20 protein-coding genes and 1 pseudogene are annotated in these 18,154 nt (G+C 69.1%); 7 read left to right on the top strand and 14 right to left on the bottom strand.

What is annotated here, in order from left to right:
- Nucleotides 1-12 precede the first annotated feature (12 nt).
- A complete protein-coding gene (locus D1409_RS09275) occupies nucleotides 13-1,068 on the top strand; it encodes a Gfo/Idh/MocA family protein (RefSeq protein WP_123536367.1) in 1,056 nt (351 codons plus the stop codon).
- Between the two features lie 26 nt (nucleotides 1,069-1,094).
- Here the strand turns inward: D1409_RS09275 and D1409_RS09270 are convergent, their stop codons facing one another.
- Together D1409_RS09270 and D1409_RS09265 are read right to left on the bottom strand one after the other, a co-directional pair.
- On the bottom strand, nucleotides 1,095-2,213 hold the full coding sequence (locus D1409_RS09270; protein WP_123536365.1) for a pyridoxal phosphate-dependent aminotransferase: 1,119 nt from the start codon (nucleotides 2,211-2,213) through the stop codon (nucleotides 1,095-1,097).
- Nucleotides 2,214-2,267: 54 nt separating this feature from the next.
- Entirely contained in the window at nucleotides 2,268-2,762 is a 495-nt protein-coding gene (locus D1409_RS09265) for an AAA family ATPase (protein ID WP_123536363.1), read from the bottom strand.
- A gap of 112 nt (nucleotides 2,763-2,874) precedes the next feature.
- Between D1409_RS09265 and D1409_RS09260 the strand changes: the two genes are divergently transcribed.
- From D1409_RS09260 to D1409_RS09240, 5 genes are all read left to right on the top strand, one after another.
- A complete protein-coding gene (locus tag D1409_RS09260; protein ID WP_123536361.1) occupies nucleotides 2,875-3,246 on the top strand; it encodes an Hsp20/alpha crystallin family protein in 372 nt (123 codons plus the stop codon).
- A 119-nt stretch (nucleotides 3,247-3,365) separates the two neighbouring features.
- Nucleotides 3,366-4,322, top strand: a complete 957-nt coding sequence (locus tag D1409_RS09255) for a winged helix-turn-helix domain-containing protein (protein ID WP_123536359.1) — start codon at nucleotides 3,366-3,368, stop codon at nucleotides 4,320-4,322.
- 72 nt (nucleotides 4,323-4,394) lie between these two features.
- Nucleotides 4,395-4,916, top strand: coding sequence for a CinA family protein (locus D1409_RS09250; protein WP_123536357.1), 522 nt, complete (start codon nucleotides 4,395-4,397; stop codon nucleotides 4,914-4,916).
- 118 nt (nucleotides 4,917-5,034) lie between these two features.
- Complete coding sequence (locus D1409_RS09245; protein WP_123536355.1) at nucleotides 5,035-5,517, top strand: metal-dependent hydrolase; 483 nt, start codon at nucleotides 5,035-5,037, stop codon at nucleotides 5,515-5,517.
- 106 nt (nucleotides 5,518-5,623) lie between these two features.
- The gene (locus D1409_RS09240) at nucleotides 5,624-5,929 is read left to right on the top strand and encodes a DUF7565 family protein (RefSeq protein WP_123536353.1); all 306 of its coding nucleotides are present in this window, start codon (nucleotides 5,624-5,626) and stop codon (nucleotides 5,927-5,929) included.
- A 205-nt stretch (nucleotides 5,930-6,134) separates the two neighbouring features.
- On the opposite strand, the gene D1409_RS09235 is transcribed toward D1409_RS09240, so the two are convergent.
- The 6 genes from D1409_RS09235 to D1409_RS09210 all read right to left on the bottom strand — a co-directional run bounded on the left by D1409_RS09235 (nucleotide 6,135) and on the right by D1409_RS09210 (nucleotide 10,605).
- Complete coding sequence (locus D1409_RS09235) at nucleotides 6,135-6,707, bottom strand: hypothetical protein (protein ID WP_123536351.1); 573 nt, start codon at nucleotides 6,705-6,707, stop codon at nucleotides 6,135-6,137.
- A gap of 5 nt (nucleotides 6,708-6,712) precedes the next feature.
- Nucleotides 6,713-7,594: an ABC transporter permease subunit gene (locus tag D1409_RS09230; RefSeq protein ID WP_123536349.1), complete on the bottom strand. Its 882-nt coding sequence runs from the start codon at nucleotides 7,592-7,594 to the stop codon at nucleotides 6,713-6,715.
- Complete coding sequence (locus D1409_RS09225) at nucleotides 7,591-8,562, bottom strand: ABC transporter ATP-binding protein (protein ID WP_123536347.1); 972 nt, start codon at nucleotides 8,560-8,562, stop codon at nucleotides 7,591-7,593. The genes D1409_RS09230 and D1409_RS09225 overlap by 4 nt, the downstream gene beginning before the upstream one ends.
- A 129-nt stretch (nucleotides 8,563-8,691) precedes the next feature.
- Nucleotides 8,692-9,807: a site-2 protease family protein gene (locus D1409_RS09220; protein ID WP_123536345.1), complete on the bottom strand. Its 1,116-nt coding sequence runs from the start codon at nucleotides 9,805-9,807 to the stop codon at nucleotides 8,692-8,694.
- 175 nt (nucleotides 9,808-9,982) lie between these two features.
- A complete protein-coding gene (locus D1409_RS09215) occupies nucleotides 9,983-10,423 on the bottom strand; it encodes a transcription elongation factor Spt5 (RefSeq protein WP_123536343.1) in 441 nt (146 codons plus the stop codon).
- Nucleotides 10,423-10,605, bottom strand: a complete 183-nt coding sequence (locus tag D1409_RS09210) for a protein translocase SEC61 complex subunit gamma (RefSeq protein ID WP_123536341.1) — start codon at nucleotides 10,603-10,605, stop codon at nucleotides 10,423-10,425. Before D1409_RS09210 ends, D1409_RS09215 begins: the two co-directional genes overlap by 1 nt.
- A 135-nt stretch (nucleotides 10,606-10,740) precedes the next feature.
- Here D1409_RS09210 and D1409_RS09205 point away from each other — a divergent pair, with 135 nt between their 5' ends.
- Nucleotides 10,741-12,375, top strand: coding sequence for a potassium channel family protein (locus tag D1409_RS09205; protein WP_123536333.1), 1,635 nt, complete (start codon nucleotides 10,741-10,743; stop codon nucleotides 12,373-12,375).
- A gap of 83 nt (nucleotides 12,376-12,458) precedes the next feature.
- Here the strand turns inward: D1409_RS09205 and D1409_RS09200 are convergent, their stop codons facing one another.
- The 6 genes and pseudogenes from D1409_RS09200 to D1409_RS09180 form a co-directional block, all read right to left on the bottom strand.
- Nucleotides 12,459-13,313: an MBL fold metallo-hydrolase gene (locus D1409_RS09200; protein WP_123536331.1), complete on the bottom strand. Its 855-nt coding sequence runs from the start codon at nucleotides 13,311-13,313 to the stop codon at nucleotides 12,459-12,461.
- A gap of 122 nt (nucleotides 13,314-13,435) precedes the next feature.
- Nucleotides 13,436-13,513: pseudogene (locus tag D1409_RS25715) on the bottom strand (PGF-CTERM sorting domain-containing protein); the annotation flags it as partial.
- 10 nt (nucleotides 13,514-13,523) lie between these two features.
- Entirely contained in the window at nucleotides 13,524-13,649 is a 126-nt protein-coding gene (locus tag D1409_RS25570) for a hypothetical protein (protein WP_268895818.1), read from the bottom strand.
- A gap of 109 nt (nucleotides 13,650-13,758) precedes the next feature.
- Nucleotides 13,759-14,922 (bottom strand): cell division protein FtsZ, encoded by a 1,164-nt coding sequence (ftsZ, locus tag D1409_RS09190; RefSeq protein ID WP_123536329.1) that lies wholly within the window; start codon nucleotides 14,920-14,922, stop codon nucleotides 13,759-13,761.
- 352 nt (nucleotides 14,923-15,274) lie between these two features.
- Nucleotides 15,275-16,666, bottom strand: coding sequence for a D-aminoacyl-tRNA deacylase (locus tag D1409_RS09185; protein WP_123536327.1), 1,392 nt, complete (start codon nucleotides 16,664-16,666; stop codon nucleotides 15,275-15,277).
- Between the two features lies 1 nt (nucleotide 16,667).
- The gene (locus D1409_RS09180) at nucleotides 16,668-18,080 is read right to left on the bottom strand and encodes a sodium:calcium antiporter (RefSeq protein WP_123536325.1); all 1,413 of its coding nucleotides are present in this window, start codon (nucleotides 18,078-18,080) and stop codon (nucleotides 16,668-16,670) included.
- Nucleotides 18,081-18,154 lie beyond the last annotated feature (74 nt).

Genomic DNA, 18,154 nt, shown 5'->3' with positions numbered 1-18,154 from the left:
CCTGTCGACCGTATGCCCACCCACCGGATCGCCTTCGCGGGCGTCGGCAGCGCCGCCGGAACGCACACCCGAGTCTACGACCAGCTCGACGACGTCGAGATCGTCGCCTGTGCGGGCCGTGACGAGGACCACGTCGCGGCGTTCGCCGACGAACACGACTGCGACCCCTTTCTCGACGTCGAGGCGATGCTCGACGACGCCGACCCGGACGTGCTCGACGTCTGTACGCCGAGCGGCGCCCACCTCGACCCGGCGCTCGCGGCCGCCGAGCGCGGCGTCGACGTGTTCTGCGAGAAGCCCCTCGAGATCACGACCGAGCGCATCGACCGGATGATCGACGCGGCCGACGACCACGGCATCCGGCTCGGCTGCGTCTTCCAGCGCCGGTACAAACCGATCGTCCGAACGGTCAGGGAGGCGGTCGCCGAGGGGCGCTTCGGGTCGCTGGCGGTCGCGACCACCGCGCTCCCGTGGTGGCGTGCGGACGACTACTACGACGGCACGTGGCAGGCCGAGCGCGACGTCGCGGGCGGCGGCGCCGCGATGAACCAGGCGATCCACAACATCGACGCCCTCCAGTGGATCGTCGGCGCCGGACTGGACCTCGACCCCGGCGAGAACCCCGTCGCGGAGGTGTTCGCCTTCGCCGACGTGCGTGGGCACGACGCCGACCTGGACGTCGAGGACACCGCGGTCGCGACGCTTCGCTTCCGCGACGGGACGCTCGGACAGGTGCTCGCGACGACCGCCACCTATCCCGGCGGCGACATCCGCTACGAACTCGGGGGGCGCGACGGCTCCGCGGAGATCCGCGGCGAGGAACTCGACACCTGGGCGTTCCGCGAGGAACGCGACGACGACGCGGCGATCCGGGAGCGGTTCACCGAACCGGACGCCGGCGCAAACGAACCCGACCCGCTCGAACTGCCGAACGTCCGCGAGTTCCTCGACGCCCGCGAGACCGGCGAACCGTTCATGCTCGACGGGCCGGCGGCGCGCCCGGCCGTCGAGATCGTCGAGGCCATCTACGAGTCGGCCGAGCGCGGCGAGTCCGTGCGTATCGACTGACCGGTCCGCCTCGCGGGTGAGTCGCCCTACCCCAGATAGTCGGCCAGTCGCTCGGCCGCCTCGTCGACCCGCGGCGTGACGAGCGCGAAGCGCAGCCAGTCGGCCCGCGCCTCGCCGAACGCCTCACCGGGCATCCCCGCGACCCCCGCCTCGTCGATCAGGCGCTCGACGTTCTCCATCGTCCCCGGGAACCCCTCGAACCGGGCCATTACGTAGAACGACCCGCCCGGCGTCGTGTACTCGGCGCCGGCCGCGTCGAGCGCGTCGGTGAACCGGTCGATCCGCTCGCGCAGGCGCTGTCGGTTCCGCTCGTAGTACTCCGGCGGCGTGTCCCGGAGCGCCCGCAGGACCGCCGCCTGGGCCGGTCGACTCCCGGTCACGTTCGTCAGCATGTGGCGCGTCCGCGCCCGCTCGACCAGTTCGCCCAGCGGCCCGTCCTCCGGCGGGAAGACGGCGTACCCCACCCGAAAGCCAGTGATCGCCAGCGACTTCGAGAACGAGTTGGTGGCGACGACGTGGTCGGAGTCGGCGGCGAGCGCGCTCTCGAACGTCCCGGTGTAGTCGAAGTGGTCGTACACCTCGTCGGCGACGAGGACGGCGTCGTACGCCTCGGCGATCGTGACGAGTTCCTCGACCGTCTCGGGCGGGTACACCGCGCCGGTCGGGTTGTTCGGCGAGTTGACGACGATGGCGGCGGTGTCGTCGCTCGCGGCCGCGCGCACGTCTGCCGGGTCGAGCTGGCCCGTCTCGTCCACGGGGACGTAGGTCGCCGGCGCGTCCAGCAGGTTCGATCGCCCGGCGTAGTAGGGGTACACCGGGTCGGTCATGATCACTTCCGAGCCCGTCCCCCGGTCGAGCGCGCTCGTCGTGGCGAGGTGGTTGGCCTCGCCGGCGCCGTTCGTCACGAGCACGCGCGAGCGGTCGACGCCGCGGCGCTCGGCGATCTCGTCGCGGAGCGGCGTCAGTCCGACGCTCGGCGGGTACTGGAACTCGCTCACGTCGCCGTCGGCGTAGTCGCGGAGGCCCTCGCGGAGCGACTCGGGCGGCTCCCAGTCGGGGTTGCCGCTGACCATGTCCACGACGTCGCCGTCGGCGCGAGCGGCGTACTGCATCACTCTGAAGAACTGCGGCGTCTCGTAGTCCATCGATTACTCGCCGGTTGGCTCCCCGCGACGTAAATCCTGGCGCTGGCGCCTCGCTCAGAACCGGTCGTCGATCTGCCGGCGCGTGCGCTCCAGGTCGCCGGAGTTGTCTATCGTGACGTGCTCGCGCTCCAGCGGTTCGAAGCGCTCGCGTGCGTTCTCGTAGACGGCCACGTCGGCGTCGCTGGGGTCGTCCTCGCGCCCGCGGATCCGCTCGCGGGCGACAGACGCCTCGCAGACGACCCGGACCAGTCGCAGGTCCGCCCCGACCGCCTCGGCGAGCGTCGCGGCGCGGTCGCGGTGCTCGCGGCGCTCGAACGTCGCGTCGAGGACGACGGACCGCCCGTCCGCGAGCGCGTCCCGCGCCCGCTCCAGCATCGCCTCGTACACCGCGTCACGCTCCGCGCGGTCGTAGGTCGGGTCGTCGAACAGTTCCTTCCTGACGCTGTCGCTCCGCACCCGTTCGGCGTCGAGCCGGTCGGCGACCGCCGCCGCGACCGTCGACTTCCCGACCCCCGGCAGCCCGCACTGGACGACGAGCGTCGGTTCCATCGCTGGCACACGCCCGGCTACCGCGGGCACCTACGTCAGTGGATCGCTCGCCATCGACACAAAATTTTTATAGAACCGCGAACAACGATCTACTGGAACGAGGTGACAAGCCATGGCGCTGCCGGATCGACCAGTCAACTCGTGGTTCCAGGGAATGGACCTGCCGAGCAGACTGTTCGAAACGGGCCGTAGCGACTACGAACTGTACGAGGAGGACGGCGAGTTCGTCCTCAGCGTCGAACTGCCGGGCTTCGACCCCGCCGACATCGACGTGACGTGGCACGAGGGCGTCCTCAACGTCGCCGCGGAACACGAAGACGAGAGCCGCGGTCAGCGCAAGACCTACCACCGCCGCTTCCGCTTCCCGAAGGACGTCGACGACGGAGAGATCGCCGCGGAGTACACCAACGGCATCCTCGAAGTCCGGCTCCCGATCTTCGAGGGCGCGACGGCCCGCGGCACGACCATCGACGTAGAGAGCTGACGACCGCTGTCGGGCGTCCGTTTTCGCGGTTTTATGATCGTCTCCCGAGCCCCCGATCCAGTGGACGCGCCGACTCCCTCGGGAGCGGTTTTTAGGGACGGGACGGCGATACCGTAGCCATGACCGACGACTCGCCAGCGCGGACGCTGTCGCCCGACGAGGCGTTCGAACTGCTCGGCAACGAGACGCGCGTCGCTATCCTCCGGACGCTCGGCGGGACCGAGGACCCCGTCTCCTTCTCCGACCTCCGGGAACGCGTCGGGACCGCCGACTCCGGGCGGTTCAACTACCACCTCGACCGTCTGACCGGGCACTTCGTCCGCAAGCGCGCGGAGGGGTACGAACTCCGGCGAGCGGGCGAACGCGTCGTCGAGGCGGTCCTCTCCGGGGCGGTCACCGACGCGCCGGTGCTCGAACGGACCCAGATCGACCAGCCGTGTCACTTCTGCGGCGCGCCGGTCGCCGTGCGCTTTCGCGAGGAGCGCGTCGAACTCTACTGCACCGAGTGTCCGGGCAGCTACTCGCGGACGAGTTCGCCGACGGAGTCCGGGACGGACGCTCCGGGCGGCTACCTCGGGTACCACCCGCTCCCGCCCGCCGGCGTCGCCGACCGCGACCCCGAGGCCGTGTTCCGCGCCGCCTGGTTCTGGGGCCACCTCGAACTGACCGCGGCGGCCGCCGGCGTCTGCCCCCGCTGCTCGGCGACGCTCGACCGCTCGACTCGCGTCTGCGAGGCCCACGACGCCGGGGCCGGGCTCTGTGAGACCTGCGGCCGCCGATACGCCGTCGCCTTCGACCTGTCGTGTACGAACTGCATCTACGACGAGAGCGGCGCGGCCCCCGTCGGCCTCGCGGACTCCGGCGCGCTCGTCGGCTTCCTGCTCGACCACGGACTGAACCCGTTCGCACCGACGGCGGAGTCGCTCCCCCGACTCAATCGCGCGTTCCACGACGTCACCGAGCGGGTCGTCTCGACCGACCCGTTCGAGGCGCGGTTCACGTTCGCCGTCGGCGACGACCGACTCACGCTGACGGTCGGCGAGGACCTGCAGGTGGTCGACGCCGAGCGAGCGTGACGACGCCCCGGAGCACGCCCCCGCGAGACGGTCGCCCAGTGCGTTTTTCCGCCGTCCGTGCGTCGCACGGGTATGCACGAGTTCGCCGAGGACCCGCCCGTCGAACGGCGGGTCGGAGACGCGCTCCGGGAGCACGACGGGACGGTCGCCGTCGCCGAGACCTGTACCGGTGGGCTGGTCGGCGCGCTGCTGACGAGCGTCCCCGGCGCGAGCGACTATCTCGACCGCGTCGTCGCGCCGTACGACTACGACGCCCTCCGAACGACGCTGGCAGTCAGTCGCGAGACGCTCGACGAACACGGCGCGGTCAGCGAACCGGTCGCCCGGGAACTGGCCCGGGCGGCCCGCGACACCGCCGATACGACATGGGGGGTCGCCACCGCGGGCGTCGCCGGCCCCGGGGGCGGCACCGAGGAGAAACCCGTCGGAACCGGCTTCGTCGGCGTCGCCTACGCCGCGCCGTGGGAGTCCGGCGACTCGTCGGCGACCGTCTCTCGCTATCGGTTCGACGGCGACCGCGACGCCGTCCGCGAGCGACTCGCCCGGCAGGCGCTCCGGGACCTGGAGACCGCCGTCCGCGACCGGACGGAGTGACTGCCGGGGGCCGCGGCCGAACGGTCGCCCGTCGCGGTCGCCGTCTCCGCGGGAATCGCAGTCCCGCGGCCGGACCGAAGGGGAACACTTGTCACCCCTGCGGCCAACGATACCGTCGATGAACAAGCGCGGGCACGTGTTGAACGCGGTCTTTCTGGCGGTCGGGCTCGGCTTCGTTCTGGAGCCCGCGGGCGACCTGGCGACGTTCCGGACCATAGCCGCCGTGTTCGTCCCGCTGGTGCTCGGAGCGCTGTTCCCCGACGTCGACACGCACTTCGGCAAGCACCGCAAGACGCTCCACAACCTGTTCGTGCTCGGCATCGTCGCCGGCTACCCGATATTCTTCGACAACCTCCAGTGGGTGTGGCTCGGCGTGGTGACCCACTACATCCTCGACGTCCTCGGGACGACCCGCGGCATCGCCCTCTTCTACCCCATCTGGGACGAGGAGTTCGGCGCACCGGTCGGCGTCCCCGTCAGCAGCGACTTCTCCGACGCGATGATGCTCGCCATCACCGCCTTCGAACTCACGGTCGCCGCCGGACTCGTGTACGTCCTCCCCGAATACCTGCCCGACGCGGGCGCCTCCCTCCCGTTCTGACCGACACGGCGCCCTCGGCCGTCGTCACTGCGCCGACTCGCTTCGACCGGCGACACCCCGTCGAGGGGGAATGTTTTTATAAAACGGCGGGTATGTCTCGGACAAGATGGCCGCCTGGGAGTGTGCGATCGACGGCGACACCGAGCAGTTCGAGCGCGTCGAGGACCTGATTGTCCACCAGTCGACGTCGCACGAACGCATCGAGTGCGAGGTCTGTGGAACCGTCCTGCCGGACGGCTACTTCGCGATCCGCCACGCCTTCGACGAGCACAGCCGCGCCGAGTACGTCCGCGCGTACGACGCCACCGCCAAGGAGGTCCGCCGCCGCGAGAACGTCAAAGAGACCATCGAGGAGCAGGCCGACATCCGCGAGGTCATCGACCGCCTCGAAGGCGGCAGCGGCAGCCTCTGAGGCCCGCCGAATCGACGCTCGCAGACCGCTCTCTTCTCGCATTCTCCGCCGAGTATACGCGTCGCGTCCGCGTTCCGTCGCGGTGGACGTCGCGTCCGCGTTCTCTCGCGGTAGGCGTCGCGGTCGCCGCGCGGCGGATGCGACCTCGTCTCCGCGACTCGGCGGCCGACTGACGACACAGAAAATCGGGACGGCCGCGAGAAGCCTACTTCGAGGAGAGCAGGTAGCCGCCGATACCGAGCGACAGGACCGCGAACAGGACGGACGCGAGCCGGATCAGCTGGGGGGTCGCCCCCAGCGGCGGCTCCCCGATGGACGTCTCCATCATGTCGTATCGCATGGCCGTCTCGGCCCGCTGTCGTTCTTCCTCGCTCACGTTCTCGTCCTCGGGGATGTGGTAGCTGTGCTCGTCCGCCGGCGGGAGCCCCTCGTCGTCCTCGGGCCGTTCGATCACGATCCCGGGCGCGCCTTCGCCGCGGAACGCCGCTCGCCGCTCGGTCTGGTTGAGGTATTCGAAGTCCGAGGCCCCTTCACCGACCGCGACGCGGTGCTCCCCGCGGGTCTCCAGCGCCGTCACGTACAGCTCCTGCCCGCGTTCGGAGAGGTTCTCGTAGGCGATAATCTCGTACCCGTCATCCTCCAGTTCCGCCGGCGACTGTGTCGTCGACATCCCCGTGTCGTGGACCAGCAGCGGCTGGACCGGGAAGAACGCGGGGACGGTGAACAACACGACCGCCAGCACCGCGAGCGTCGTACCGAGTTTGTTGCGTCTATCCATCGTGATCACTCCAGGTCCGCCCGTTCGAACAGCCAGTACCCCACGAGCAGCGGCACGCCGAGCCAGAAGGCCAGCACGACCACCGAGAACTCGTCTTGCAGGTAGATCGGGAGCGCCTCGTTGGCCTCGACCGACCCGTAACTCACCTCGTCGGGGACGCTCGACATGAATACTATCTCGCGCATCTCCGTCGGCACCACGAGGTTCACCGCCTTGCGGTAGGCGAGGTAGGGACTCGTGTACTGGACGGCGTTGTACAGGTCGGGGTTGCGCTCGGCCCCGAGGATCGTCGTGTGGAGCCACCGGGCGATGTCCGCGAACGATACTATCGGGAACACGTACAGGATGACCAGCACGAAGTACGTCCCGAAGGCGCCCGCGATGGCGCGACTCCGGGAGGCCGCCGCCGAGGACATCGCCAGCGCGATGCTGACGAAGGTCCCGCCGTACACCAGCGTCACCAGCAGCGTGCCGAACACCATAGCCGCCGGGAACGCGCCGTGTCGGGTCAGCGCCGTGCTGATCGCCGCGACGTACATGAACGCGACGCCGCCGGCGACGATGCCGTTCCTGCTCAGTAGCTTCCCGATGAACACCTCGCGCCGGGTGTTCGGCAGCGACAGCAGGAACTTGATCCCGCCGCCCTCGCGCTCGCCGGCGATGGCGAGGTAGCTCGCCACCAGCGCGACGATGGGTAACAGGATGCCGAGGATGAGCGTCAGCACGCGGAAGAGCTCGCGAACCTGCTGGGTGTCGCCGCCCGGGGCGTTCCCGGAGACGTACCCGACGAACGCGGCGATCAGGCCGAGGACGATGGCCGCGGCCCACAGGAGCTTCGACCGACGCGCCGCCTTGAAGTCCTTCTTCGCGACGGTGACCGTGCTCATGCCGAGGCCTCCTGCGACTCGACGCGCTCGACGGCGTCGCCGGTCGGAACGTCGCCGTCGCCGTCCCGGCCCCCGCCGGTGTACTGGTTGAACAGTTCCTCGAGCGAGGTGTTGTCCGCGAGGATGTCCACGATTTCGGCGCGTCGGTCGACCCGTTTGACCACGTCGACCTTCGCGCTCGGGTCCGTACACGTCGCGGTCAGTTTCGTTCCCGCCACGTCGACGCTGCCGACGCCGTCGATGTCCGCGACGCCGTCGACTTCGGGGACGCTCGCACACTCCAGTTCGATGGTGGCCTGCCCGCTCGCGCTCTCGCGCAGGCCCTCGATGCTGTCCATCGCCACCAGTCGACCCTCGTTCATCACGCCGACGCGGTCACACACCGCCTCGACCTCCGAGAGGATGTGACTGGAGAAGAAGACGGTCGTCCCGCCCTCGGCCCGGTCGCGGATGACCGACCGCATGTGCTGGATGCCGTTCGGGTCCAGCCCCGTCGAGGGCTCGTCGAGGATCAACAGGTCGGGGTCGTCGGCCAGCGCCATCCCGAAGGCGAGGCGCTGTTGCATCCCCTTCGAGTAGCCGGCGGCGACTCGGCCGGCGTCCTCGCGGATCCCGACGAGGTCGAGCAGTTGTTCGGGGTCGTCGTCGGCGTCTTTCGTCTCGACGGCCCACTCCATGTACTCGCGGCCGGTGAGATAGTCGTCGAAGCCGTACCCCTCGGGGAGGACGCCGATGCGCTCGCGGATGGCCGCCGCCTCGCGCTGGGCGTCCATGCCGAACACCTGCGCCGACCCCTCGGTCGGCCGGATGAAGTCGAGCAGCATGTTGATCGTCGTCGACTTCCCCGCCCCGTTCGGACCGAGAAACCCGAAGATCTCTCCGTCCTCGATCGTCAGGTCGAGGCTGTCGACGGCGACCACGTCCTCGCCGAATCGTTTCGTCAGACCGTTCGTCTCGATGGAGGGCATTCAGCGATGGGTCACAGCCGATCGGTAAGAACTTTCCCGTTCCTTTACACCCGACAAGACACTCCGTTCACACTTCGGGCGTGCCCGAGACTAGCGTCAGCGGTGCCGTGGTCAGGTATCTGCGCCGTCTCAGACGCTCACGACGATCGGGACCGGCGTGAAACACAGCGCACCGAGAACGAGCATGAGCGCGCCGACGGCTTTCCGTCGTCGGTCGACCGGCGAGTCGTCCAGCGGCGTCGCGGTGCCGGCACTCCCCAGAACCAGCGTCAGCAGTCCCCAGAGTACCCAGATCCCGACCGCTCGGCCGTCGGCGAACACCAGCAACGCCGCCGCGAGCCCGAACAGCGCTATCGGTAGGACGTACCGCAGGAACTCGACCTGTTCGCCGACGAGCGCCCGCGAGACGTGCGCCCCGTCCAGTTGACCCACCGGCAGGAGGTTGAGGAACGTGACGAACGCCCCCACCCAGCCGCCGATCAGGACCGGATTGACGGCCAGTCCGGGGTCGGCGTACTGCAACGGCTGGCCCAGTACCGCCGCGATCAGCTGTATCAGCGGCGGGTACCCGAGTTCGTACTGGGTCGCGTAGGCGAGCCTGCCCGCGTTGCTCACGTCGATGGGCGGCAGCGAGACGCCGATCGCGGTGACGACGACGGTCGCCACCAGCCCCGCCAGCGGCCCGGCGACGCCGATGTCGAACAGCGCCTCGCGGTCGGGGATGTGGCCTTTCATCCGAATGACGGCCCCCAGCGTCCCGAGCGCCGTCGGCACGGGGATGAAGTACGGCAGCGTCGCCTCCACGTCGTGGTACCGTGAGGCGACGTAGTGGCCGAACTCGTGGACCGCCAGCACCGAGAGGACCGCCGCCGCGAACGGCCACGCCGACAGCCACTCGACCGGCGAGGAGTCGAATCCGAGCCCGTACCACTGCGTCCCCGCCAGCATCGTCGTCCCCACCGTCGCCAGGAACAGGGCCACGTTGAGCCAGGGGACCCCCTCCACCCCCGTCGACCGCTCCGTCGCGACGAGGACGTCTTCGCCCGTCTCCCGGGCCAGTCGCACCCGGTAACCACGGTCCCGAAATCGCGTAGCCAGCCGCTTCTCGACGGCCTCGCGCGTCTCCTCGAGTTCGCCGTAGTAGCGCGCGCCGTCCTCGGTGACCTCCACCTCGTACACGTCGAACGATTCGCCCAGCGAACCCGGTTCCGGGAGGTCCGGCGGCGGCGACGTGGGCGTAGCCATCACCCGCCCTAGGGGGAGGATCCGCATATAACCTCGACTGGCACCCCACGTTTTTGCCGGAGGGATTTCCTCGCGCTCTGCGGGCGTTGCGGGACCCCCTCCGGCAAAAACGTGGGCGAAAAAGCTGCGACTCGCTTCGCTCGTCGCAGTGAACCGGCGGCGGAGCCGCCGGACGTTACGCTCGCTCTTCGGAGTCGAGGACGCGGATCTGGTCGCCGCGGACGGTGACCGGAATCGGGACCGTCGCCTCGTACAGTTCGACGGTGACCTGGTCTTTGCCCTCGTCGATGCGCTGGACCTGCGCCTTCTCGCCCTTGAACGGGCCGGCGATGAGTTCGACGATGTCCCCTTCGGCGATGCCCTCCACGTCCGGCTTCGGCGAGAGGAAGTGCTCGACCTCGGAGATCCCCGATTCACCGGGGACGACGCCGCGCATGTGGGGAATCTCGTCGGAGATGCGCTCGAACACGGCGGACTCGTCGGCCTCGACCATCACGTAGGAGGTCAGCGAGTCCGGGGCGAGGGCGGCGTGGATGGTCTCCTCCTCGCGGTTCATGATCATGTCGGCGACGGTCCGCTCCTGGCTGGCCGTGGTCTTGACGGCGAAGATACCCATCAGAAACCACCCGGGCCGCCCGGGACGAAGTTCATGATGACGAAGATCAGGAATCCGAGGATACCGACGAGGATGATACCGGCGCCGGCGATCTTCGCGACTTGCGAGAACTCCTCCCACGAGGGCGTGCTCGCCAGTTTCAGCACGCGGACGTAGGAACTGAGGTCGTAGGGAACGTTCATACCGAGCGGTTGCTCCCGCGGGCTTTTCTATCTATTGGTGCTGGACGGCCCGGCGCGGACGACTGCGACCGTGCCCCCGACACCCGTCGCGTCGCCCAGAACCGTTATACGGCCGAACGGCAACCAAGTGGATGTATGAACACGTGGCAACGCCGGTCGGTCTGGTACACCGGCGTTCTCGTCCTCTCCATGTTCGTCTTCACCGTCCTCTACCAGTACGGGATGGCCGCCTTCGAGAGCGACCCGGTCACGTCACTCGAAGCGTTCCAGTTCGTCGTCGAGACGTTCACGACGACGGGCTACGGCGCACAAGCCGGCTGGTCCTCGCCGCTCATGCTCGTGCTCGTCATCGTCATGGACATCGCCGGAACGGTCATGATCTTCCTCGCGCTCCCGGTGGTGGCCTTCCCCGCGTTCGAGGACGCCCTCTCGACGGCGGTGCCCACCGCCGTCGAGAACGGCCACGAGGACCACGTCATCGTCGCCACCTACACGCCCAGGGTCGAGACGCTCATCAGTGAACTCGACTCCCGCGGGGTCGAGTGGGTCATCGTCGAACCCGACCGCGACCGCGCCACGGACCTCTACGAGGAGGGCTACGACGTGATCCACACCGACCCGGACTCCGCCGACGGCCTCGCCGCCGCCAACTTCACCGCGGCGCGGGCGCTGGTCGCCGACGTCTCCGACCAGGTCGACGCCAGCATCGTCCTCACCGCCAAGGAACTCGACGAGTCCGTCCGCGTCGTCAGCGTCGTCGAGGAACCGGACCGGGCGCGCTACCACGACCTCGCCGGCGCCGACGCGGTGCTCTCACCCCGCCCGCTCCTCGGCGAGAGCCTCGCGCGAAAAGTGACCGCGAGCGTCTCCACCGACCTGGGCAGCAAGGTCGAACTCGGCGAGGACTTCGACATCGTCGAGTTGCCGGTCCACCGCGGCGCGGACCTGGCCGGTCGCACGCTCGCCGAGAGCGGCCTCCGCGAGCGGGCCGGCGTCAACGTCATCGGCGCGTGGTTCGACGGCGAGTTCGAGAGCCCGCTCGCCCCCGACTCCGTCGTCGAACCCGGCACCGTCCTGCTGATGACCGGCCGGGAGTCGCAACTCGAAACCCTCGCGAACCGCACGCGCTCGGAGGTGCGACGCCACGTCTCCGGCGAGACCATCGTCGTCGGCCACGGCGAGGTCGGTCGGACGATCACCGCGATCCTCGACGACGCGAACCTGCCCTACACCGTCGTCGACGAGCGCGACCTCCCCGGCGTCGACATCGTCGGCGACGCGACCGACCCGGCCGTCCTCGACGAGGCGGGCATCGACGACGCCCGCTCGGTCATCCTCGCCATCCCCGACGACACCGCCACGGAGTTCACGACCCTCGTCGTCCGCGACGAGAGCGAGCGCGTCGAGATCGTCGCCCGCGCCGAGGAGGCCGAGGCGGTCAAGAAGATGTACCGCGCGGGCGCAGACTACGTGCTCGCGCTCGGGACCGTCACCGGTCGCATGGTCGCCTCGGCCGTCCTCGAAGACGAAGACGTGATCTCGCTGGACACGCAGGTCGAAGTCGTCCGCACGCGCGCGCCCGGTCTCGTCGGGCACTCGCTGGGCGACGCGAACGTCCGCGCGAGAACCGGCGTCACCGTCGTCGCCGTCGAACGCAACGGCGAGGTGCTGACCGACCTCGGCCCGGAGTTCCGACCGCGGACCGACGACGAGGTCGTCGTCGCCGGCCCCGACGAGGCGACGAACCGCTTCACCGAAGTGTTCGGCTGAAAACACGGGTCCGCTACTGCGCCGCTGCGCTCGATTCGCCGCTCGACCCGCCGGGTCCATCCGACCCGACTGGTTCGCCGCCCTCAGTCGTCGCCGAGACGAGTTGGCGTCACGATACCGGGCTGGCCGAGCCGGAGGCGGTCGCCGACCTCGATCTCCTCGATAATGTGAGGGTACTCGAAGGTCGTCGCTGCCTTCGAGAGCGCGCCGGGGTCGGCCTGGATCGCCCGCCAGCGCCGCCAGTGCGTCGGGACCAGCCGTTCGATCCCGACCATATTCGCGGCGTCGATCACGTCCTGGGCGTCGTTGTACAGTTTCCGTCGGACGACCTCGCCGTCCTGGTAAAGTCGCGCGCTCGTCCCGTAGGAGAGCATCCCCATGTCGACGTCGAACTCCTCGCCGACCGCCTCGAACGCGTCGCACGGGCGGTTGTCGCCGCCGTGGAAGATCGTCCCCTCCTCGTGTTCGAGGACGTAGGTGACGCTCCCGTCGGCGTCGGGGTCGCGGCCGCCGCGGACGTGGACCGTCAGGTCGCCGACCTCGTAGCTGTCGCCGGGCTCGACAGTCTCCTGCTGTTCATTCGCAATCTCGCTCACGTCGAAGTTCTCGTAGCACTCGGCAGGCGCGTGGATCGAGGCGCCGTCGATATCGAGGAGCGGGCCGAACGACGGCGGCCAGAAGTGGTCGCGGTGGTCGTGCGTGCAGAACACGGCGTCGCAGGCGTCCGCCCACTGCGGTTCCATCGGCACGGGCGGCATCCGCGCGATGTACTCGCGGTCGCGCTCGGTGCTGAAGTACGGGTCGATGAACATCGTGGTCTCGGGCGTCCGGATCGCCCAGCCGGTCACGCCGAGGAACCACAGCGACACGCCCTCCACGTCGGGACCGTTGAACTCCTCGCGAGCCCACCACTCGCCCCAGTCGCTGTTGATCGTCATCGGGTCACCTGCCGATTTGCCGTGTCGGTCTCGCTGTGAGCGTGCATGCGCGACCGGTCCCGTGGACGGCGGGTAAACCTTCCGACGGGGTTCGGGCGCGGGTGGGCGTCGCCGGCGAACCGCTACCCGCGAGAGTCGTGGCGGCGGGACGCTAATATCGCGGCGCCGGTGATACCGGCCAGCGCCGCGACCGGGCCGAACCCGGGACCGTCACCCGCCGTCGAGGCCGCCCGAGTCGAGGGCTACGACAGAACTGGTCGCGAGCGCGATCGCGACCGCTATCAGCGCGACGGCGGCGCCGTGCGCGACCGCTCGGCGGGAGGGCGAGGCTGTCATACGGCCGCGTTCACTACCCTCCCAAAAGTGTTTTGTGTTCATCAAATATCGGGCGAACGCTCGCGCTCCTGAGAGAAAGAAAACGGAAAAGTTCGGTTACCTGGTCCGACTACTCGACGTAGTCGATGTCGTCGCCGAGTTCCTTGGCCGCGCGCTCCTGCTCGGCCTCGCTCTTGCCGTAGATCTGCGGGCTCTCGACGCCCGTGACGACGATCATCGTCTCCATCTTGCCCTCGAACTGCTGGTTGACGGAGGCACCCCAGATGATACGTGCGTCGGGGTCGATGCGGTCGTAGATCTCCTCGACGACGCCCTCCGCCTCCTCGATGCTCATGTCGGGGCCGCCGACGACGTTGACGAGCGCGCTGTTGGCGCCGTCGAACTCCACGTCGAGCAGCGGCGACCGGAGTGCGGATCGAATAGAGTCCTGCGCCTTGTTTTCGCTGTCGGACTCGCCGAGGCCGATCATGGCGACGCCGCCGTTCTCCATGATCGTGCGAACGTCGGCGAAGTCGACGTTGACGAGGCCGGGCTTGGTGATCAGTTCGGTCATGCCCTTCACCGAGCGCATGAGGACGCGGTCGCAGATCTTGAACGCGTCCTGCAGGGGCATGCTCGGCGCGTAGTCGAGCAGGCGGTCGTTCGGCACGACGATGACGGTGTCGGAGACCGCGCGGAGTCGCTCCAGCCCGGCGTCGGCGTTGGCGCGGCGGCGTTCACCCTCCGCGGTGAAGGGGATGGTGACGATAGAGATAGTGAGCGCGCCGTTGTCCTGTGCGGCCTGTGCGACGACCGGGGCCGACCCGGTCCCGGTCCCGCCGCCGAGCCCCGCCGTCACGAACACCATGTCCGAGCCGTCGATGGACTGCTGGATGTCCTCGATGTTCTCCTGCGCGGCTTCCTCGCCGATCTTGGGCACCGAACCGGCGCCGCGACCGCCGGTGCGTTTGCGCCCGATGAGGATCTTCGTGTCGGCTTTGACCTCGTCGGCGAGGTGCTGGGCGTCCGTGTTGGCCGCGACGAGCTTCGCCCCGTGGATCCCCTCTTCCATCATCCGCGTGACGGTGTTGCCGCCGGCGCCCCCACAGCCGACGACGGTGATCTTCGTCTCCAGATCTTTGACGACGTCCGCCAGCTCCTCGTCGGACATCTGCCCCGACGTGGACATCTCCTCTGTCCCCGTCGCTCCCGGGCTCTCGTCGGTCTGTTCCCCGGCCGGCGCCTCCCGCTCCTCCTCGGCCTCGTCGATCGCGTCGTCTATTATAGAGTCCATAATTTAAGTTCCCGTTGATGGCCAACATTTATTAAGCTTCTCCCCAGCGTCAGACGCCTGACTGACACTCGGTAGCACGACCGTACCGGTCGGCTCACCCTCGTAAGCCGGCCTTACTGTCGCCGTACGGCGTTTCGACCGATCTCCACGTGAAACGCCGACCCTGCTGACGTGTGCCCGCGTGCTAACCGGATAGTTTTCGGAAACGAACGAACGGTAGGAAACTACGTACCAGATGGGTTCGGCGCGCACCGAGACGTCGACGGTACGCACCGCTCGAAAGCGTGGCTACAGCACCGAGGCGGAGTGACGGTAGACCGGAGATAAGGTCGGCGGGCGAGCAGTTCGCCGTTCAGTCGAGCAGGTCGCGGACCGGGAAGCGGTGCTCGCGGTCGACGTGGACGACCGACGGGTCGATGCGGTCACCACCGACAGTGACCGCCTTGCCGTCGGCGAGCTTTCCGAACTTCGGGCCCTCGGTGATCCCCAGCGTCCGGGCGCGCTCGGGGTCGAACGCGGTCTCGTGCGCGACGACTTCCCCCTCCTCGCGCTCGACCGTGTCGTACTCCCGGTCGAGGATCTCGGCGAGGTCGTCGACGAACGCCACGCGGTCGTGGTCGGGAGCGAGGACCGCTCGCCCGGCCGCGCGATTCCCGCTCTCGGCCGTCTCGAACGCGACCGTCGCTCGCTCGACCGCCTCGCGCGCCGCGTTCAGATCGATCCCCTGCGCGGCCGCGAGCAGGTCCGCGGGGAGGTCGACCACGGAGAGGTCGGTGCCGTGGACTCCCCCGACCGCTCGCTCCCCGAACCGGACGCCCTCGTCGATGCCGGCCAGCAGGTCCTCGACGGTCTCGACGAGCGAGAGCGGGACGCCGGTCGTCTCGCGGACCCACGTCTCGCCGACGGCGCGGTAGCCCTGGTCGGCGATCGCGGCCCGCAGGTCCGGCCGGTCACCTTCGACGACGGCGTAGTCGGCGGCGCTCGCCTCGAAGGCGCGGCGGATCACGTCCGCGTTCTCCCCGGGGTCGCCCATCGCGTCGAGACACCAGTCGGCGGCGACGTGCCCGACCGCCCAGTCGGTCTCGCGGAGGATCCGTTCGAACCGGGGCGCGTAGTGCCCGCCGCCGAAGCCGACGAGGTGGCGCCGGGTGCCGTTCTCGCCGGGAGCGTCGGGGTCGACGTCGCGGAGTGCGAGGATGGCACGCGCGACCGCCCCCGCGGCGTCGGGGTCCTCCCACTGCGGTTCGGCGCTCCCGACCTCGACGAACATCGAGGGGACGCCCACCTCGGTCGGGCCGTGGTGGGTACACTCCATCCCGACCTCGTAGTCAGGGGGCGCGTGCTCGTCCAGCGCCTCGAGTAGGTGGCGGTGGGCGTTCGGACACGCCCGCGCGAAGTGGCCCGTCTCGCCGCCGTACTCCGCCGGACCGAAGTTGCCGGTGTGGTGGGCGGTCAGCAGTTCGTCCGTCTCCCCGGCGTGACGGGAAGCGAACGCGAGCAGGTCGGGTTCGGTCCGCTCGTCCACACCGTCGACGCGGCCGAAGGCGTCGGCCACGTCCGCCAGTTCGAGATGGAGGGCGTCGAACTCGCGCAGTTCGACCGAATCGGTACGGTAGACGGTGTCACCGCCCTCGTCGTCGGTCCGAGTGCTGTCCGTGTGCTCGGTCCAGTCGTCGACGGCGAGCAGGCGCTCGCCGACGTGGACGGAGGCCGAATCGTCCCGGGAGACGACGACGGCGAGCATCTCAGTCGGCGAACTCCGTGTGGACGGGGTCGCGCCCGATGGCGGTCCGGCCGGCGTCGGCCGCGAGGCCGAGCATCTCCTTCAGCGCCTCCCGCCGGACGACGAACAGCCCGGTCCCGATGACCACGTAGGCGGCGGCGTAGACGAGCAGGAGTTCGTAGCTCGTCAGCGGGACCGCGAACAGGTCCCTGATGATGACGAACTCGAGCAACACCTGCGAGATGAACAGGCCGAATATCACGAGCGCCTCGCGGACGCTGATCTCGAAGTTGACGAGGATTGCCAGCGCGAAGTACGACTGCGCGGCGGTGATCCAGATCTCGGCGGCCTGCTTCTGGTCGAAGGGGAGCACGCCGTACTGGCCGTAGGCCAGCGAGAACACGACCGAGAGCGTACCGATGAGCAGGGTCCACTGGTTGAGCTTCGAGGAGATGAGCGCGTTGAATCCCGCGGTCGATCGGGCCTTGTTGACGAGGACGACGACCACGATCAACTCCGGGGACTCGCTGGCCAGCGGCGCGATCCACTGGATCATGAAGAACTCGGGGATGCCGTTGTTCACGCCGATCGTCTCCAGGCCGTGCGCGAACGGCTCGACGGCGGTGAAGATCAGCGCGCCCGAGTAACCGAAGAGGGCGAGGACGACGAGCGGCCGCCAGGGCAGCGACCACTGCTGGAAGTAGTGGGGGACGCCGACGTGTTCCTCGCCGGCCTCCACGTCCCCGCGGATGATGATCCCGATGTAGGTGACGTAGAGCCCGACGAGGAGGATGGTGTCGAGCGCGTCGATGCCGCCGCCGAGCGGGACGAGGAAGGCCCACATGGTCGCGAGAAAGAGGAAGGCGACCTCCGTGGCGATGGCGCGGTCGAGCGTCACGGCGTCGGCGAGCCAGCCGTCGCGCGAGCGGACGGCGGTGTCGCGCGTCTTGGCGGCGCGGTAGACGGTGAACACGGCGATGCCGGCCCAGCCGATGCCGATGAGGATGCGGTTGGCGCCGGTCATGTTGGCGACCGCCAGGTTGGCGTCGTGACAGGCCCGTGCGAGCCCGGTCTGGCCGGACTCGACGGCGGCCGTCGAGAGGTCGGCACAGGCGGCGGTCGTCGCGCCGCCGGCACCCGCGTTCCAGGCGTACAGCGCGTCGACGGCGTATTCGGGGGCGACCGCCAGCACCGCGAGGACGGCGATGGCGAACGCCCGTGGGACGTCTTTCTCCGCGGTCTCGGCGCCCCACGCGAGCAGGAACGACGCGCCGAGGACCGCGACGCCGCTGACGGCGACCGTCAGCACGACGCCCAGTTCCTCGTGGGTCGGAACGCCCGGGAGTGCGGCGCCGCCGAAGAAGACGGCGACCCAGCCCGCGGTGAGTGCCACGGCGGCAGAGACCTGGACCAGGGGATGACTGAGTCGACTCACTATCGCCCTGCACGCTACGTCCGTATGAAATAGTTGCGAATCGGCCCGTTCCCGGGTACCGGCCGAGAGCGCAT

The organism is Halosimplex salinum (assembly GCF_003730195.1).
Lineage (GTDB): Archaea > Halobacteriota > Halobacteria > Halobacteriales > Haloarculaceae > Halosimplex > Halosimplex salinum.
Note: the sequence above shows the minus strand (reverse complement) of the source record. Positions and strands in the feature narration are given on the sequence as shown.

Coding starts and splice junctions, on each gene's coding strand:
- D1409_RS09260 (WP_123536361.1), top strand. CDS start 2,875: ATGGCGCTGCCGGATCGACCAGTCAACTCGTGGTTCCAGGGAATGGAC.
- D1409_RS09220 (WP_123536345.1), bottom strand. CDS start 9,807: ATGGCTACGCCCACGTCGCCGCCGCCGGACCTCCCGGAACCGGGTTCG.
- D1409_RS25570 (WP_268895818.1), bottom strand. CDS start 13,649: ATGACAGCCTCGCCCTCCCGCCGAGCGGTCGCGCACGGCGCCGCCGTC.
- D1409_RS09230 (WP_123536349.1), bottom strand. CDS start 7,594: ATGAGCACGGTCACCGTCGCGAAGAAGGACTTCAAGGCGGCGCGTCGG.
- D1409_RS09265 (WP_123536363.1), bottom strand. CDS start 2,762: ATGGAACCGACGCTCGTCGTCCAGTGCGGGCTGCCGGGGGTCGGGAAG.
- D1409_RS09185 (WP_123536327.1), bottom strand. CDS start 16,666: ATGCTCGCCGTCGTCGTCTCCCGGGACGATTCGGCCTCCGTCCACGTC.
- D1409_RS09200 (WP_123536331.1), bottom strand. CDS start 13,313: ATGACGATCAACAGCGACTGGGGCGAGTGGTGGGCTCGCGAGGAGTTC.
- D1409_RS09270 (WP_123536365.1), bottom strand. CDS start 2,213: ATGGACTACGAGACGCCGCAGTTCTTCAGAGTGATGCAGTACGCCGCT.
- D1409_RS09210 (WP_123536341.1), bottom strand. CDS start 10,605: ATGAACGTTCCCTACGACCTCAGTTCCTACGTCCGCGTGCTGAAACTG.
- D1409_RS09215 (WP_123536343.1), bottom strand. CDS start 10,423: ATGGGTATCTTCGCCGTCAAGACCACGGCCAGCCAGGAGCGGACCGTC.
- D1409_RS09225 (WP_123536347.1), bottom strand. CDS start 8,562: ATGCCCTCCATCGAGACGAACGGTCTGACGAAACGATTCGGCGAGGAC.
- D1409_RS09275 (WP_123536367.1), top strand. CDS start 13: ATGCCCACCCACCGGATCGCCTTCGCGGGCGTCGGCAGCGCCGCCGGA.
- D1409_RS09205 (WP_123536333.1), top strand. CDS start 10,741: ATGAACACGTGGCAACGCCGGTCGGTCTGGTACACCGGCGTTCTCGTC.
- D1409_RS09245 (WP_123536355.1), top strand. CDS start 5,035: ATGAACAAGCGCGGGCACGTGTTGAACGCGGTCTTTCTGGCGGTCGGG.
- D1409_RS09255 (WP_123536359.1), top strand. CDS start 3,366: ATGACCGACGACTCGCCAGCGCGGACGCTGTCGCCCGACGAGGCGTTC.
- D1409_RS09250 (WP_123536357.1), top strand. CDS start 4,395: ATGCACGAGTTCGCCGAGGACCCGCCCGTCGAACGGCGGGTCGGAGAC.
- D1409_RS09235 (WP_123536351.1), bottom strand. CDS start 6,707: ATGGATAGACGCAACAAACTCGGTACGACGCTCGCGGTGCTGGCGGTC.
- ftsZ (WP_123536329.1), bottom strand. CDS start 14,922: ATGGACTCTATAATAGACGACGCGATCGACGAGGCCGAGGAGGAGCGG.
- D1409_RS09240 (WP_123536353.1), top strand. CDS start 5,624: ATGGCCGCCTGGGAGTGTGCGATCGACGGCGACACCGAGCAGTTCGAG.